Consider the following 13,404-nt stretch of genomic DNA (forward strand, 5'->3'; position numbering starts at 1 on the left):
CACAGATTGCGGCTGTTGTTCAAGCCATCTATGCTTAACCTAAATTTTATAGCAAAGGGCACCTGCTTGGAATATTTAGTACCAATCTATCTAAATAAGAAACTTCTATATTTTAATTCAAGCCATCTTTTTCCATTATAAAACCTCACTTCCTATTTGTTTATACCGATCAGAATATCTGCATCTAACGTTACATGACTGCTGTTCCTGCTAATAAAAGAGTGAATGGCAGCCTGATTGGAATCCCAGGAAAGGGGAGACATCTGGGCTAAATACGGAAGTTTGCTTTCGTCCATTTTTCTTTCATCCGTCACATGAATCGTGTCGGTTAGGGTAAAATGCTTTCTAAAAAGGGAAACGATCTCATCATTTTTATATAAATTTTTTTCATTGCTTCCATAAAGGGAATTCCGCATTTCCTTTAAATGCCCTGTGCGCGGAACCGCCTTTATGATGAGCCCTTTTGAGGACAAAATTCTCTTAAATTCCTTGTAATTTGAAGGAGAGAAGAGATTCAGAATCATATTGAAGGACTGATCTGCTAAAGGAGATCTCGCCAGATCCCCTACAAGCCATATTTCATCTTTGTAATTTTTCGCAGCCTGTTCAATCCCGGCTTTCGAAATATCCACACCGACACCTGTCATCGTTCCAACCCTGGAATTCTCTAATATCTTTTTCAGATGCGAACCTTCACCGCATCCTGCATCAAGCATTAAGGATGGGGTGCTGGAATTTGTGAAATAGTCATGAATCACGGTTGAAATTTTATCATGAAGGGGATCAAACAGTTCACTTTCCATGATAATTTTCTCTCTGGCTTTATATAAGGTTTTGCTGTAGCGGCTCTTGGCAGAATGATTAAGCATGTTCACATATCCATGCTTTGAAATATCATAGGTATGCCTGTTCGAACATAGGAGGCTTTTATATTGAACAAGCTTCAATGATTCTTTACAGAGAGGGCATCTTAGAGAATTACTGAACGTCCTAAACTTTGCAGCGATTGTTTGATTTACCATGTTTTCTCTTCCTTTCAACAAAAAAATCACAGGCATCTGCCTGTGATTCAGAGTAAAGGGAAGAAGCCCCATCCTAATTCGGCTGGGCTAATCAGAGCCGTCAGCTAATAAACCTTCCTGTTTCATGGAAGAGTTTAAGAGATATAAAAAAAGAAAGGCAAAAACCATGCCTTTCTCAATTTGCCAATTTCATTTGGCAGAATATGAAATAACATATTGACGCTATTCCATATAAATTGAAGATTATTAAAAAAGGACAGACTGATCCCATTTACTCTGCATACACAAACAGAGCCTTTGAACGTATTAAATTATTGGTTCAAAGCTGGGAATCGAAGTCTTATTGCGTATGTCATTTTTTAATAATCCTCCTTAAAGATAAAATACAGTTGTATTATAGTTGCTATTCTAAGATAAGTAAAGGTCCTATACAGAATTTTATAAAAGAGGGGAGGGAAGACTTAGTTTGAAATGGAGGAAAACCTATGAAAAAAAAACTTTTACTGACGATTTTCATGGCACTTTCTATATCTCAGAGTAATGCATATGCACAATCCCTCTCATATCCCTGCAGCATTGTACTGAAGCCTGTAAATAAAATTCCCAATATTAGCGGCACAGCTTTAATAACAAAGGTAAAGAAACCGTATACGGAACAGCCTGGCAGCCCTGTAAGAGAACGAACCGGTGTTGGTATATACGCTGATTGGATGCCTCAGCCTTCTAACTTTGGAGATTATGATCAATATGAAGGGTTTGCCCAAATCCCAGGTGAAATAAGCTGGAAATTTAAAATGTATCCCGTTAAGGAAGATCAGCCCAGCTGGTTTGGCGGTTCGCCATGGGTGGGGAAATTTGATGAAATCTCAGCAGAACTATCTCCTGAAACGATCGTAAGCTTGAGGCTGTCCAATTCAAGGACCAATCGTCTGGGGCCGGCCGTTTTACAATTCACATTAAAGAGATGTGCAGAGTAAGAAGGATATTGTATAAAGAGTATTTAATACTTAGTGGGGTGAAAAAACAAAAGATTATGAGGGAGAAGCGAATGATAGCAGAATTAGCAGAATTAAATCAATATGATATTCCCGGTCTAATAGATTTATCGGCATCGGTTGGATGGGATTATGATGAAAATGAAGTTAGAACACTTTTGGAATCGGGGAGAGTTTTCGGTCATAAGAATTCTGCAGGGAGAATTGTTTCTAGTTCAGCAATAATCCCTTATGACACTAAACTGGCGTCGATTGGCATGGTTATTGTCCATGAAGAATTCAGAGGATTAGGGCTGGCAATGGAAGCAGTCCGGAAATGTGCTGGAAGTATTACTGCAGATATGGCGGTAATGCTAATTGCAACGAAGGAAGGAAAGCCCCTTTATGAAAAAATGGGCTTCACAGCAGTGGATTATATAAGCAAATTTCTTTGTGATAAATTCGTCCCTGAAAATTTACAGGATCATGATGGTGTTTTCATAGAAGACTTCAAGCAGTCTGATTTAGCCAAACTTGTTGATTTGGACGGGACTGCCGTTGGAGATAAGCGAAGCGTTTTTCTCCGCAATCGAATCAGCCAGTCCAAACAATGTCTTGTTGTTAAAAATAATAAAGGAGAAATCATAGGATATGGATTATCCATACAAGGGCCAGTAAATTTAATACTCGGACCCATTGCAGCTCCAGATTCAGAAACAGCTGCTTTAATCGTAGAAAATTTGGCTTTACATCATAAAGGGAAGCTGCGTATTGATGTTCCAAAGGGAAGAACCGATTTTATGTCTTATTTGGATCGATGCGGTTTTGTTAAAGCAAATACTCCCCCAGTCATGGTGAAAAATTCAGCAGCTATGCCGCAGAGGAACAATTCCTTATATGCTATTGCTTCGCAGGCTTTTGGATAGAGAAATGACGAAATTGGCTATGCGCAAATAAATATTTTTATCCGCAGATAAAATTGGGCTATGTGCAAGTAAAATATTTTATCCGCATGTAAATTTGGTCTATCCGCACGTCAATGTCAATAGCAGGTCAATAATGCTTATATAGTTTCTGAAAAGCGGCTGGGGAAAGCACAGTCTCCATGCAAAATCATAAAAAAACGGCTTAATCTCAGGATTAAAGCCGGTTTTTTTATCTTTAATTACCATCTAGATAATCAGCAGAGCCGTCCCTATAGTAATCAAAATGGCGCCTGCAATTGTATTCATCGCCGGTTTTTCTTTTAATATGATGAAGCTTAAAATCATTGTAAGCACAACACTGAACTTATCGATGGGATTGACAACACTAACCTTGCCGATGGCGAGAGCGCCGAAATAGCACAGCCAGGAAAATCCGGTTGCGGCTCCAGAGAGGAAAAGAAATAGATAAGACTTTTTGGATATTTTTTTTAGTTCCTTAAAGGTCCCTTGAAAAAACACAATTCCCCAGGCGAAAATAATGATGACCACAGTCCGGATGAAAGTAGCCACATTGGAGTCGACGTCTTCAATTCCTAACTTTGCTAAAATATTGGTGGCTGCAGCAAATACCGCAGACAATACCGCCAGGAAAATATACGATTTTGTATTGAATACTTTCCTTTTTGAAGTCTTCTTTCTGTCTTTGCCGATTAACACAAAGGTTCCAATGGAGATAATGACTCCCCCTGAAACAACTAAAGCTGTAGCGGGTTCTCTTAGAATAATAAATGATAACAGGATGGTTAAGACAACGCTCGACTTATCAATGGGCACTACTTTTGACACGTCGCCGATTTGAATGGCTTTAAAGAAACAAATCCATGATAAGCCGGTTGTCAGGCCTGAAAGAATGAGAAATATGTACGATTTAACAGAAATAGTCAAGATGCTTTCCGTTTCTCCCGTAATAACAACCATAAGATAGGCCATGATGACCACCACAATCGTCCGGACTGCAGTAGCTAAGTTGGAATCAACCTTTTCAATGCCAATTTTTGCGAGGATGGCTGTGAAGGATGCAAATACCGCGGCAAGCAGAGCTAAAATGATGCTCATAGACATGATCTCCATTTCTTCAATGGGTTTATTATATTTTATTTTGCTGAAGTGAATATAGAATATTCTCTGATTCCTTTAGTACACATTTAAAAAATTCTGTTTTTTTGCTGAGTATTCTATATTATAGTTTGATTAAGCAAGGAGGCAGGAAATGGATCAAATTGATAAAAGGAATCGCTTGAACGATGAACCATTTAGTTTTCGGCTAAATAAGAATAACACAGTATTTCTTGATTATAATGGAAAACAGGTGAAAATTCTAAAAGGGAAAGAGGCAGAGAAATTTCTAAAAAAAATGAATGATGCTGAAGAAGAAAAGAGCAGGCAATTAATCATGGCGAAGATAACGGGGAACTTTAAACGGGGAAATGAACGGTAATTGTTATGAGCTAAAACAGCAGTGTCAATTGGCACTGCTGTTTCTATTATTACGTAAACTCTACCTATGCTGGTCGAAAAGTATGGCGTTGCCATCCGGATCTTCGAGTGTAAAACTTGCAGGACCAGCGCCTGACTCATCTGCTTCGTTAATGATATGAACCCCTTGTTCCTTCAGCTGCTTTTGAAGATTCCGAATGTCAGTGAATCCCTCTAAATTTTCTGCATTTTGGTTCCAGCCAGGGTTAAATGTAAGAATGTTTTTCTCGAACATCCCTTGGAATAGACCTATTACACAGCTTTCATTCTTTAAGATCAGCCAATTTTGAGAGATATCCCCTCCTAATGCTTCAAAACCAAGTTTTTCGTAAAATTCTTTTGACTTCTTAATGTCTTTAACAGTTAAACTTACTGAAAATGCTCCTAGTTTCATAGTTCCTCCAAGGGTTTAGTTTTTATACAATTCAGACAATACAATTTGAGTTTAATCGAAGCCATTTTATAAAGCAATAGAGTTGCCATTAAAAAAGCGGCTGGGACCGCTTTTTAATAAAGTCTTCTTCTCCGAAACCGGCTGCAGGTAAAATCGGTTTGGATTTTCATATAAATATAAATAATCGCCGCAATTGTTCCTTCTTCGCCGTGCCTGTTTGTCTTTGGCTTCAGACATCTCAGGAATTCCCGGTCACAGCTGCATTTCGATCTACCGTTTGCCCAGCATTTATCATGTGCCATGCAGCAGGCATCCACGCCGTTAATAGGGGCATCTGGTCCGCTGCATCCGGGACCGCACCATCTGTAGCCGGGGAACAGGCAAGGAATCTGTTTTTTTCTCCTCAATAGTATCCCCCTTTTTATATCAATTTAATTATAGATATGGCAGAACCCTGCTAGAGGTGTGGTTACTTATCTACTAAATGAAGATTGTTTTCTGATTAAGGGCAGGGGCCCATACCCCATAGGCACCTGACGCATATCCTTAACTGTAGACAAATACAGAGGAGGAGTTCCGTTTGGATTATCAATATCAGCACATGCCAGTGGCACAGGAGTATGTTCCTCACAATGGCATGTATTTCACTGACCAACGAGTTCGGCCCGGATTTGGATTCGGGAGACCAGGATTTGGGTTTGGCCGGCCAGGATTCGGATTTGGAGGACCTGGATTTGGACTGGGGCTTGGATTTTTAGGGGGCCTGGCGACAGGAGCTTTGCTGGCACCTGGGCCAGGATTTGGATATCCTTACTATCCTTACCCGCCATACCCGTATCCGCCATACCCTTACTATTACTAAAGGAAGAGAGCTTTGTCCTGGGGCAGGGCTCTCTTTTTAATTGATTTAATTTTCAGAATTATATAATATGAAATAACGATAGGAGTGTGAAAGTATGATTAAACAAGTTGGACAAATAATGCTATACGTAAACAATCAGGATGAAGCAGTGAAATTTTGGACTGAAAAAGCCGGATTTCAAGTAAAAGACGAAGAAGATAATGGCCAGGGAATGAGATGGATCGAAGTAGCACCATCGAAGGAGGCGGAAACTAGCATCATACTGCACAACAAGGAATGGGTAGAGAAGATGTCGCCGGGATTAAATCTGGGCACCCCTTCATTGATGTTCTTCACGGAAAATATTGAGCAGCTGTATAGCGACTTTTCAAACAAGAATATTACCGTTGGAGAAATGGTGGACATGCCTTCCGGACGGGTTTTTAACTTTGCGGATGGAGAAGAAAATTACTTTGCTGTGATGGAGAAAAAGTGAGAAAGGGATAGGCAGAGCTGCTAATTCAGAGGTGTGGAAAGATGAAACAAATTATTGCTCTCTGAGGTGGTGGTTTTTCTATGGAGCCCGACATTCCATTATAGGATATATACTGGTTCCTACAGCAAGCGGGGATTCCGACCAATATACAAACAGATTCTATCATTCTTTTGAAAAAATGCCCTGTCAGCCATCCCATTTATCTTTATTTAAACCGCCAGCCAGTGATATTGAAGGATTCGTACTGGAATAAGATATTATTTATGCTGGCGGAGGCAGCACGAAAAATCTCGTTGCTTTGTAGAAGGAATGGGGATTAGATGCAGTACTTAAAAAAGCATGGGATCAAGGGATTACTCTCGCTGGCATAAGCGCCGGCTCTTTATGCTGGTTTGAAGAAGGCGTTACAAATTCCTTTGGCGATGAAAAGCTGGATCCGTTAAAATGTTTAGGATTTTTAAAAGGCAGCAATTGTCTTCATTATGATGGTGAATTAAATAGAAGGCCTTCCTATCATCGATTATTGTCTGAGAACAATATCAAAGCTGGTATAGCGGCAGATGATGGAGCTGTCATTCACTTCATAGACCAGGATATTCTGAAGATTGTCAGCTAAAGGCCTGATGCAAGGGCATATAGAGTTTATTTTGATGGAGAGGTAAAAGAGGAAGTGCTTGTAGCTGAATTCTTAGGATAACAACTTACGGGAATAGCGTACAAAAAATCGTCAGGACCACTAATCTGAACAGTTTCTCAAGCATTCCGCCAGCTCCTTTCGATTGGTAAGCATAGTTTTATTATACGTGTCCTTTATTAATAGAATATAATTGGCCTGTAAAGTTTTTGTTAAGTGTAATTTAGGGGTGCGCCGGCATCCCTTTTCCTATGTTTCTGAAGCATCTCTATTTCCTCTATTTTCATGGTTTTGATATTCTTAAGGCAAAGGGGGAAGAGGAATGAACAAAGTCTATCTCGATTACAATGCAAGCACACCTTTGGCATCGGAAGTTGTAGATGTCATGAATCCGCTGCTGACGGACTTTTATGGAAATCCTTCCGCTCTGCACTGGGCTGGGCAACCAGTAAAAGAGAAGCTGGTGAATGCAAGAAAACAGGTAGCTGGCTTGTTGTCATGTTTGCCGGAAGAGGTTATTTTTACAAGCGGCGGAAGTGAAGCGAATAATTTGGCATTAAAGGGTTATTATTTCAAGCACCAGCAAAAAGGCAAACATATTATTACGTCTAAAATCGAGCATCCTGCCATCGTGGAGCCCCTGAAATTTCTGGAGCGCCTGGGTGCTGAAATCACCATGGTGGATGTGGATGCATATGGGCTGGTTTCTACTGAGGCTATTGAAGATGCCATTCGGGAAGATACAATCCTGATCACCATGATGCATTCAAACAATGAAGTGGGGACCCTTCAGCCGATCGAAGAAATAGGGGAAATCGCCAGAAGACACAGGATCACTTTTCATACCGATGCGTCTCAATCTATGGGCAAGGTAACTGTTGATGTTAATCAACTGAATGTGGATATGCTCACAATAGCGGGCCATAAATTGTATGCCCCAAAAGGAATTGGCGCCTTATATATCAGAAAAGGCATTGAGCTGGAGCCGCTGATTCATGGGGCTGGGCACGAGTTTGGATTGCGTGCAGGAACAGAGAACACTCTGCTTGCAGCCGGGCTCGGAAAAGCATGTGAGCTGGCTCAGGAACAGGTCTGGGACCGGAAGCTTGCAGACTTAACGAATTATTTTTGGGGTCAATTGAAGGAGGCATTTGGTGATGGAGTTGTCCTTAACGGCCATGAAGAAAAACGGCTTCCGAATACTCTGAATGTCAGTTTTATCAATCGGGTTGGACAGGACATTTTATCCGCCATTCCACAGCTTGCTGCCTCTACAGGGTCAGCCTGCCATTCAGGCAAAGTGGAATTGTCCCCTGTTTTAAAAGAAATGAAGATTCCTGAACAGGTTGGAATGGGTGCTGTCAGATTCAGTCTAGGAAGATATACGGTAAAAGAGGAACTCGATCAGGTGATTTCCTGGCTGAAAGAAAAGATCTAGGCTGCCGTTTATTCCGCTGAAAAGACACCGGCAATTTGCAGAAGATCATCCGAAAAAATGCAATACATATCCGTATCGCCGGCTTCAATGGCCATTTTCCGTACGGCAATCCCATCGTAGCCTTTCTTCACAAGACTTTTGCGAAATTCGGCATTGGCTTCATCTTTATTTAGTAAGATCGCCTTATCTTTCCAGGTAAGGTGTCTTTTTTTTGTGCTTGCATAGTCACAATAGGGGTCCCGCTCATTCATGAAATGCTCATAGGAATCGTAGTCCTTTAAAATCGGTTCATCTATATATACTTTATAAACAAATCCCGGGACTTGTTTGTCATATTCAACCACTTTCGGCAAACCATCTTCCCAAAACTCAGTGTCCGATTTTTCGATAACGGTCTCTGTCCCGAAGGCAAAGGACTTAGCAGATTCAAAATCTGATGAAAGCCAAATGCCAATCGTATCGAACTCTTTCATTGATTTTTGAATAGCGTGCTCTTTATGAAAGTGATCAAATTTCCTAATTGAACCGTGATAAACGATCAAATGAAACACCTCCCATTAATAGGATGTCCGATATTTGATCTGTTATGAATGATGAAACATGAACCCCTGTTTTAATAAAAAATTTCTTTTTTATTTCAGCACTTTGGAAATAATAAAATAAAAAGAGGGACGTGGAGCCAATGAGTGATAATCAAAATACGGAATTAACGGCAGCTGAAATAGCGCAATTATGGTCGGCTTATTTGAACAGCAGCATGTGTAATTGTATTTTCACATACTTTTTAAATGTTATTGAAGACCGGGAACTACAGTCCATGCTTGAGGATAGTATTCAACTGACTGACAAACATTTACAGAGACTGACGGGCTTTTTTGAAAACGAAGGGTTATCCGTGCCCCATGGATTTAAACCTGAAGAGGATATAAGAGAAAATGCTCCGCAGTTGTTTTCGGAAAATTTTTCCCTGCATTTCTTTTACAATATTGCCATGTTTGCTGTCAATTTTTATGCGCTGTCCAAAACACTTTCCGTCCGATCTGATATCGAGGAATACTTTAATAATTGTTTGATGGAAATTAATGAATATGAAACAAAGCTAAAAAAAATGCTGTTGAACAGAGGCTTGTATATGAGATCCCCTCATGTCATTCCAGTGAAAGAAACCAGCTTTGTTGAAAGCAAAAAATTCATGGGCGGCTTGTTTGGTGATAAAAGGCCGCCGAATGTTATTGAAATTACAAATATTTATATGAATTTAAAAAGGAATGCCATGGGAAAAACGATTATGGTGGGATTTAGCCAGGTCGCCCAATCGAAGGAAGTTGGCCAATTCATGGCAAGGGGCAGGGATATAGCAGCAAAGCATACAAAAGTATTTGCCGGGTTGCTCGAAGAAAGTTATTTGCCTGTTAGTATGTCTTGGGATATGGAAGTAACAGATTCCACTGTCCCACCCTTTTCAGATAAGCTAATGATGTTTATGACGACATCCCTCATTGCTCTTAGTGCAGGGATTTATGCCACAAGTGCAGCTTCAAGTGCACGAAAGGATATTTCGGTTAATTACATTCGCTTGGCCGCTGAAATTGCTAATTTTGCTGAAGATGGCGCAAACATTCTGATCAAAAATGGCTGGTTCGAGGAGCCGCCGCATCCGGCAGATCATGATGAACTGGCAAATATATAATCGCTGAAGGCTGGGGAAGGGACTTAACCTTTTCCAGCCTTTTTTGATTTCTTTAGTAATTGTAATTCCACTTGCTTGAAGATTTAAAAAAGTCTGCAGGGCGGTGAAAACCAGCAATTTGTATTCTGTTTTTTTCTGCTGACAAAAGATAATTTAGCCGGCAGAACTAGTTGCCCTTGGCGTGTTGAATAACATCAATGGAAGGTTTTGCAACACTAAGCTGGCGTTCAACGCACATGCGAATCATCGGAAATTAGTATGTCAGCTGATACCGGTTTGAGATGGATCTCAAGAGTAAAAGGTGAATAAACACGAAAAGGGCAGAGTACCGGAATAAATGGTAACCTCGTAATGAATAACGACGAAAAAGGCAGAGTGCCGTAAGAAATGGTAGTTAATCAGAAGGAATAACGACGAAAAGGGCAGAGCGCCGTAAGAAATGGTAGTTAATCGTAATGAATAACGACGAAAAAAGCAGAGTGCCGTAAGAAATGGTAGTTAATCGTAATGAATAAAGACGAAAAAGGCAGAGTGCCGTAAGAAATGGTAGTTAATCAGAAGGAATAACGACGAAAAAGGCAGAGCACCGTAAGAAATGGTAGTTAATCAGAAGGAATAACGACGAAAAGGGCAGAGCGCCGTAAGAAATGGTAGTTAATCGTAATGAATAACGACGAAAAAAGCAGAGTGCCGTAAGAAATGGTAGTTAATCGTAATGAATAAAGACGAAAAAGGCAGAGTGCCGTAAGAAATGGTAGTTAATCAGAAGGAATAACGACGAAAAAGGCAGAGCACCGTAAGAAATGGTAGTTAATCAGAAGGAATAACGACGAAAAGGGCAGAGCGCCGTAAGAAATGGTAGTTAATCGTAATGAATAACGACGAAAAAAGCAGAGTGCCGTAAGAAATGGTAGTTAATCAGAAGGAATAACGACGAAAAGGGCAGAGCGCCGTAAGAAATGGTAGTTAATCGTAATGAATAACGACGAAAAGAGCAGAGCGCCGTAAGAAATGGTAGTTAATCGTAATGAATAACGACGAAAAGAGCAGAGCGCCGTAAGAAATGGTAGTTAATCGTAATGAATAAAGACGAAAAAGGCAGCGCGCCGTAAGAAAAGGTAGTTAATCGTAATGAATAACGACGAAAAAGGCAGAGTGCCGTAAGAAATGGTAGTTAATCGTAATGAATAACGACGAAAAAGGCAGAGTGCCGTAAGAAATGGTAGTTAATCAGAAGGAATAACGACGAAAAGGGCAGCGCGCCGTAAGAAATGGTAGTTAATCGTAATGAATAACGACTAAAAGAGGAGAGCACCGTAAGAAGTGGTAGTTAATCATAAGGAATAACGACGAAAAGGGTTGAGCACCGGAAAAAATGGTAGTTAATCGTAAGGAATAACGACGAAAAGGGCAGAATGCCGTAAGAAATGGTAGTTAATCAGAAGAAATAATGACGAAAAGAGGAGAGCGCCGCAACAAATGGTAGTGAATCGCAATAAATTATCACGAAAAGGCAGTTAAACATAATCAACAGCGACCAACAATGTACAATTTAATACGGGTGTTAATCCCACCAAATCGACCCTTAAGCTTTTTCCGTGTAAAATAAAACGCCACCTACTATACTAAAGAGGAATATACTGTATTGGAGGAATATTATATGCATATTGAAATGTGGACTGACTTCGCTTGACCGTTTTGCTATATTGGCAAAAGGCATCTGGAGGATGCCATTAAACAGATTAATCATCCAATTGAAGTCACTTATCGCTGCTTTGAGCTGGACCCGACAGCTGAACGGGATATAAAGGATAATATGTATGAAAAGTTATCCAAGAAATACGGGATGACGATTGAACAGGCGAAAGCCAATACCCAAAACATGGTGCAGATGGCGAGAAATGCCGGGCTTGAATTCAACATTGATACCGTCGTTCTCACTAACACGTTTGATGCTCACCGTCTGACGATGTTTGCCAAAATGAAAGGGCTTATGAAAGAAATGACTGACCGGCTGCTCCAGGCTTATTTTACAGATTCCATTCATATAGGGAATCATGCCGCTTTAGCAGAATTAGCCGAAGAAGTCGGCCTGAACCGTGAGGAAGCTGAAAAAATGCTTGCCGGCAATGAGTTTGCAGATGAAGTCCGTGCAGATGAACAACTGGCACAGCAATACCGCATCACCGGGGTTCCATTCTTCCTTATTAATAAAAAGTATGCACTTAGCGGAGCACAGCCAACTGAGATGTTTGTGCAGGCGTTGCAGAAGATTATTGCAGAGGATGAAATTACTGTTTTAAAGGATAATGACGGAATGATCTGTGATGATGACGGATGTGAAATTCCTAAGAAATAATTAGATTAATAAAAAAGAACCAGTCTAACAGTCCTTTAAAAAGGACAAGACTGGTTCTTTTTAATTCATCCATAAAGCGTGCATAAGCCCAACTTGAGAAATTAACGTACCTTCTTTTTTTATAGGCATATGATGTGTTGATAAATCTGTGAAGGGAATGACATGTATTGTATCATCCTAATGCGTATTCCTATCCATATTACCCTTTTGTAAATGCACCTGTATTTCATACTGACAACATGTTAAGAAGCAATCAGGATCATTTTCAGCAGCTTTGTGAAACGGTCCTTGAAGGAGTCAAAAGGGAAGCTTCGGTACTTGAGCTATACACTCAGCTCGCAGAACAAGCCCCTAATGAAGAGCATAAACAAAATATTATTCAGGCTATTGAAGGAAAGAAAGTTCATTTAACCCATTTCTGCAACCTTTATTACAATTTAACGGGAACCCAGCCGGAGTATCAGATTGGCGATGTATCCATTCCTCATTATCGTGATGGCTTGCATAGGGCTTATCAATTGGAAATGGAGGGTTTCCAGGAGTATCAGCGGGGGTCCGCACTTTCACAGCTTCCGCAAGTTCAAAATGTGTTTATTTGGGCTATGACAGGGGAACAGGAAAATGCAGCGCGGCTTGTTTCACTGAATGACCGGATTACCGATTATGGCCCACAGCCATTTGTCGTTGATATAGAAGAAGCGACAAAACAGAATAACACATTCCGGACGGCGATATGGACAGGTCAGCATATGCAGCTGACATTGATGAGCATAAATCCAGGAGAGGATATCGGCCTGGAAATTCATCCTGAACTCGATCAATTCATAAGAATTGAAGAGGGGGAAGGAATCGTTCAGATGGGGGACAGCAAGGATCGGTTGGACTTTCAGCGGAAAGTTGCCGATGACTTCGCAATTGTAATCCCTGCAGGTAAATATCATAACGTCATCAATACAGGCAGTAAACCACTCAAGCTATACTCCATTTATGCACCGCCACAGCATCCATTTGGAACGGTGCATCAAACGAAGGCAGATGCCATGGCAGCTGAGGAAGAGCATCAGCACGGAAATTAAAAGATAAGGGATGAATCA

The 13,404-nt window shown here is 40.5% G+C and carries 15 protein-coding genes and 1 pseudogene; 10 read left to right on the forward strand and 6 right to left on the reverse strand.

What is annotated here, in order from left to right; genetic code table 11:
* Positions 1 to 152 precede the first annotated feature (152 nt).
* Positions 153 to 1,022 carry a putative RNA methyltransferase gene (locus DFO72_RS23170; protein ID WP_113884804.1) on the reverse strand — a complete coding sequence of 290 codons (870 nt, stop codon included), beginning with the start codon at positions 1,020 to 1,022 and terminating at the stop codon, positions 153 to 155.
* Between the two features lie 311 nt (positions 1,023 to 1,333).
* Complete coding sequence (locus DFO72_RS30760; RefSeq protein ID WP_113884847.1) at positions 1,334 to 1,378, reverse strand: erythromycin resistance leader peptide; 45 nt, start codon at positions 1,376 to 1,378, stop codon at positions 1,334 to 1,336.
* Positions 1,379 to 1,507: 129 nt separating this feature from the next.
* Here DFO72_RS30760 and DFO72_RS23180 point away from each other — a divergent pair, with 129 nt between their 5' ends.
* Both DFO72_RS23180 and DFO72_RS23185 read left to right on the forward strand, forming a co-directional pair.
* Positions 1,508 to 1,999, forward strand: a complete 492-nt coding sequence (locus DFO72_RS23180; protein ID WP_113884805.1) for a hypothetical protein — start codon at positions 1,508 to 1,510, stop codon at positions 1,997 to 1,999.
* A 71-nt stretch (positions 2,000 to 2,070) separates the two neighbouring features.
* Positions 2,071 to 2,922, forward strand: coding sequence for a GNAT family N-acetyltransferase (locus DFO72_RS23185; RefSeq protein ID WP_113884806.1), 852 nt, complete (start codon positions 2,071 to 2,073; stop codon positions 2,920 to 2,922).
* A 246-nt stretch (positions 2,923 to 3,168) separates the two neighbouring features.
* Here DFO72_RS23185 and DFO72_RS23190 read toward each other — a convergent pair whose 3' ends face one another.
* Positions 3,169 to 4,038: an EamA family transporter gene (locus tag DFO72_RS23190; RefSeq protein WP_113884807.1), complete on the reverse strand. Its 870-nt coding sequence runs from the start codon at positions 4,036 to 4,038 to the stop codon at positions 3,169 to 3,171.
* A 154-nt stretch (positions 4,039 to 4,192) separates the two neighbouring features.
* Here DFO72_RS23190 and DFO72_RS23195 point away from each other — a divergent pair, with 154 nt between their 5' ends.
* Positions 4,193 to 4,420, forward strand: coding sequence for a hypothetical protein (locus DFO72_RS23195; protein WP_113884808.1), 228 nt, complete (start codon positions 4,193 to 4,195; stop codon positions 4,418 to 4,420).
* A 60-nt stretch (positions 4,421 to 4,480) separates the two neighbouring features.
* Here DFO72_RS23195 and DFO72_RS23200 read toward each other — a convergent pair whose 3' ends face one another.
* Both DFO72_RS23200 and DFO72_RS23205 read right to left on the reverse strand, forming a co-directional pair.
* Positions 4,481 to 4,852 (reverse strand): VOC family protein, encoded by a 372-nt coding sequence (locus DFO72_RS23200; protein WP_113884809.1) that lies wholly within the window; start codon positions 4,850 to 4,852, stop codon positions 4,481 to 4,483.
* A 113-nt stretch (positions 4,853 to 4,965) separates the two neighbouring features.
* Positions 4,966 to 5,259 carry a phospholipase gene (locus DFO72_RS23205; RefSeq protein WP_113884810.1) on the reverse strand — a complete coding sequence of 98 codons (294 nt, stop codon included), beginning with the start codon at positions 5,257 to 5,259 and terminating at the stop codon, positions 4,966 to 4,968.
* A 194-nt stretch (positions 5,260 to 5,453) separates the two neighbouring features.
* On the opposite strand from DFO72_RS23205, the gene DFO72_RS23210 reads away from it, so the two are divergent.
* From DFO72_RS23210 to DFO72_RS23225, 4 genes and pseudogenes are all read left to right on the forward strand, one after another.
* On the forward strand, positions 5,454 to 5,714 hold the full coding sequence (locus tag DFO72_RS23210; protein WP_395858201.1) for a hypothetical protein: 261 nt from the start codon (positions 5,454 to 5,456) through the stop codon (positions 5,712 to 5,714).
* A gap of 94 nt (positions 5,715 to 5,808) precedes the next feature.
* Positions 5,809 to 6,189: a VOC family protein gene (locus DFO72_RS23215; RefSeq protein WP_113884812.1), complete on the forward strand. Its 381-nt coding sequence runs from the start codon at positions 5,809 to 5,811 to the stop codon at positions 6,187 to 6,189.
* Positions 6,190 to 6,269: 80 nt separating this feature from the next.
* Positions 6,270 to 6,886 (forward strand): annotated as a pseudogene (locus DFO72_RS23220) (Type 1 glutamine amidotransferase-like domain-containing protein).
* A 259-nt stretch (positions 6,887 to 7,145) separates the two neighbouring features.
* On the forward strand, positions 7,146 to 8,261 hold the full coding sequence (locus DFO72_RS23225; RefSeq protein WP_113884813.1) for a cysteine desulfurase family protein: 1,116 nt from the start codon (positions 7,146 to 7,148) through the stop codon (positions 8,259 to 8,261).
* A gap of 8 nt (positions 8,262 to 8,269) precedes the next feature.
* Here the strand turns inward: DFO72_RS23225 and DFO72_RS23230 are convergent, their stop codons facing one another.
* The gene (locus DFO72_RS23230) at positions 8,270 to 8,812 is read right to left on the reverse strand and encodes a hypothetical protein (protein WP_395858198.1); all 543 of its coding nucleotides are present in this window, start codon (positions 8,810 to 8,812) and stop codon (positions 8,270 to 8,272) included.
* Positions 8,813 to 8,943: 131 nt separating this feature from the next.
* Here DFO72_RS23230 and DFO72_RS23235 point away from each other — a divergent pair, with 131 nt between their 5' ends.
* The 3 genes from DFO72_RS23235 (at position 8,944) to DFO72_RS23245 (ending at position 13,386) form a co-directional block, all read left to right on the forward strand.
* A complete protein-coding gene (locus DFO72_RS23235) occupies positions 8,944 to 9,951 on the forward strand; it encodes a DUF3231 family protein (protein ID WP_113884815.1) in 1,008 nt (335 codons plus the stop codon).
* A 1,705-nt stretch (positions 9,952 to 11,656) separates the two neighbouring features.
* Positions 11,657 to 12,310: a DsbA family oxidoreductase gene (locus DFO72_RS23240; RefSeq protein WP_113884816.1), complete on the forward strand. Its 654-nt coding sequence runs from the start codon at positions 11,657 to 11,659 to the stop codon at positions 12,308 to 12,310.
* Positions 12,311 to 12,477: 167 nt separating this feature from the next.
* Entirely contained in the window at positions 12,478 to 13,386 is a 909-nt protein-coding gene (locus DFO72_RS23245) for a cupin domain-containing protein (RefSeq protein WP_113884817.1), read from the forward strand.
* Positions 13,387 to 13,404 lie beyond the last annotated feature (18 nt).

Source organism: Cytobacillus oceanisediminis (assembly GCF_004366035.1).
Taxonomy (GTDB): domain Bacteria; phylum Bacillota; class Bacilli; order Bacillales; family Cytobacillaceae; genus Cytobacillus; species Cytobacillus oceanisediminis_C.

What these genes read in the sequence shown, in the direction of transcription:
- DFO72_RS23195 (WP_113884808.1), top strand. Translation starts at nt 4,193, where the DNA reads ATGGATCAAATTGATAAAAGGAATCGCTTGAACGATGAACCATTTAGT.
- DFO72_RS23210 (WP_395858201.1), top strand. Translation starts at nt 5,454, where the DNA reads ATGCCAGTGGCACAGGAGTATGTTCCTCACAATGGCATGTATTTCACT.
- DFO72_RS23200 (WP_113884809.1), bottom strand. Translation starts at nt 4,852, where the DNA reads ATGAAACTAGGAGCATTTTCAGTAAGTTTAACTGTTAAAGACATTAAG.
- DFO72_RS23180 (WP_113884805.1), top strand. Translation starts at nt 1,508, where the DNA reads ATGAAAAAAAAACTTTTACTGACGATTTTCATGGCACTTTCTATATCT.
- DFO72_RS23215 (WP_113884812.1), top strand. Translation starts at nt 5,809, where the DNA reads ATGATTAAACAAGTTGGACAAATAATGCTATACGTAAACAATCAGGAT.
- DFO72_RS23185 (WP_113884806.1), top strand. Translation starts at nt 2,071, where the DNA reads ATGATAGCAGAATTAGCAGAATTAAATCAATATGATATTCCCGGTCTA.
- DFO72_RS23170 (WP_113884804.1), bottom strand. Translation starts at nt 1,022, where the DNA reads ATGGTAAATCAAACAATCGCTGCAAAGTTTAGGACGTTCAGTAATTCT.
- DFO72_RS23225 (WP_113884813.1), top strand. Translation starts at nt 7,146, where the DNA reads ATGAACAAAGTCTATCTCGATTACAATGCAAGCACACCTTTGGCATCG.
- DFO72_RS23235 (WP_113884815.1), top strand. Translation starts at nt 8,944, where the DNA reads ATGAGTGATAATCAAAATACGGAATTAACGGCAGCTGAAATAGCGCAA.
- DFO72_RS23190 (WP_113884807.1), bottom strand. Translation starts at nt 4,038, where the DNA reads ATGAGCATCATTTTAGCTCTGCTTGCCGCGGTATTTGCATCCTTCACA.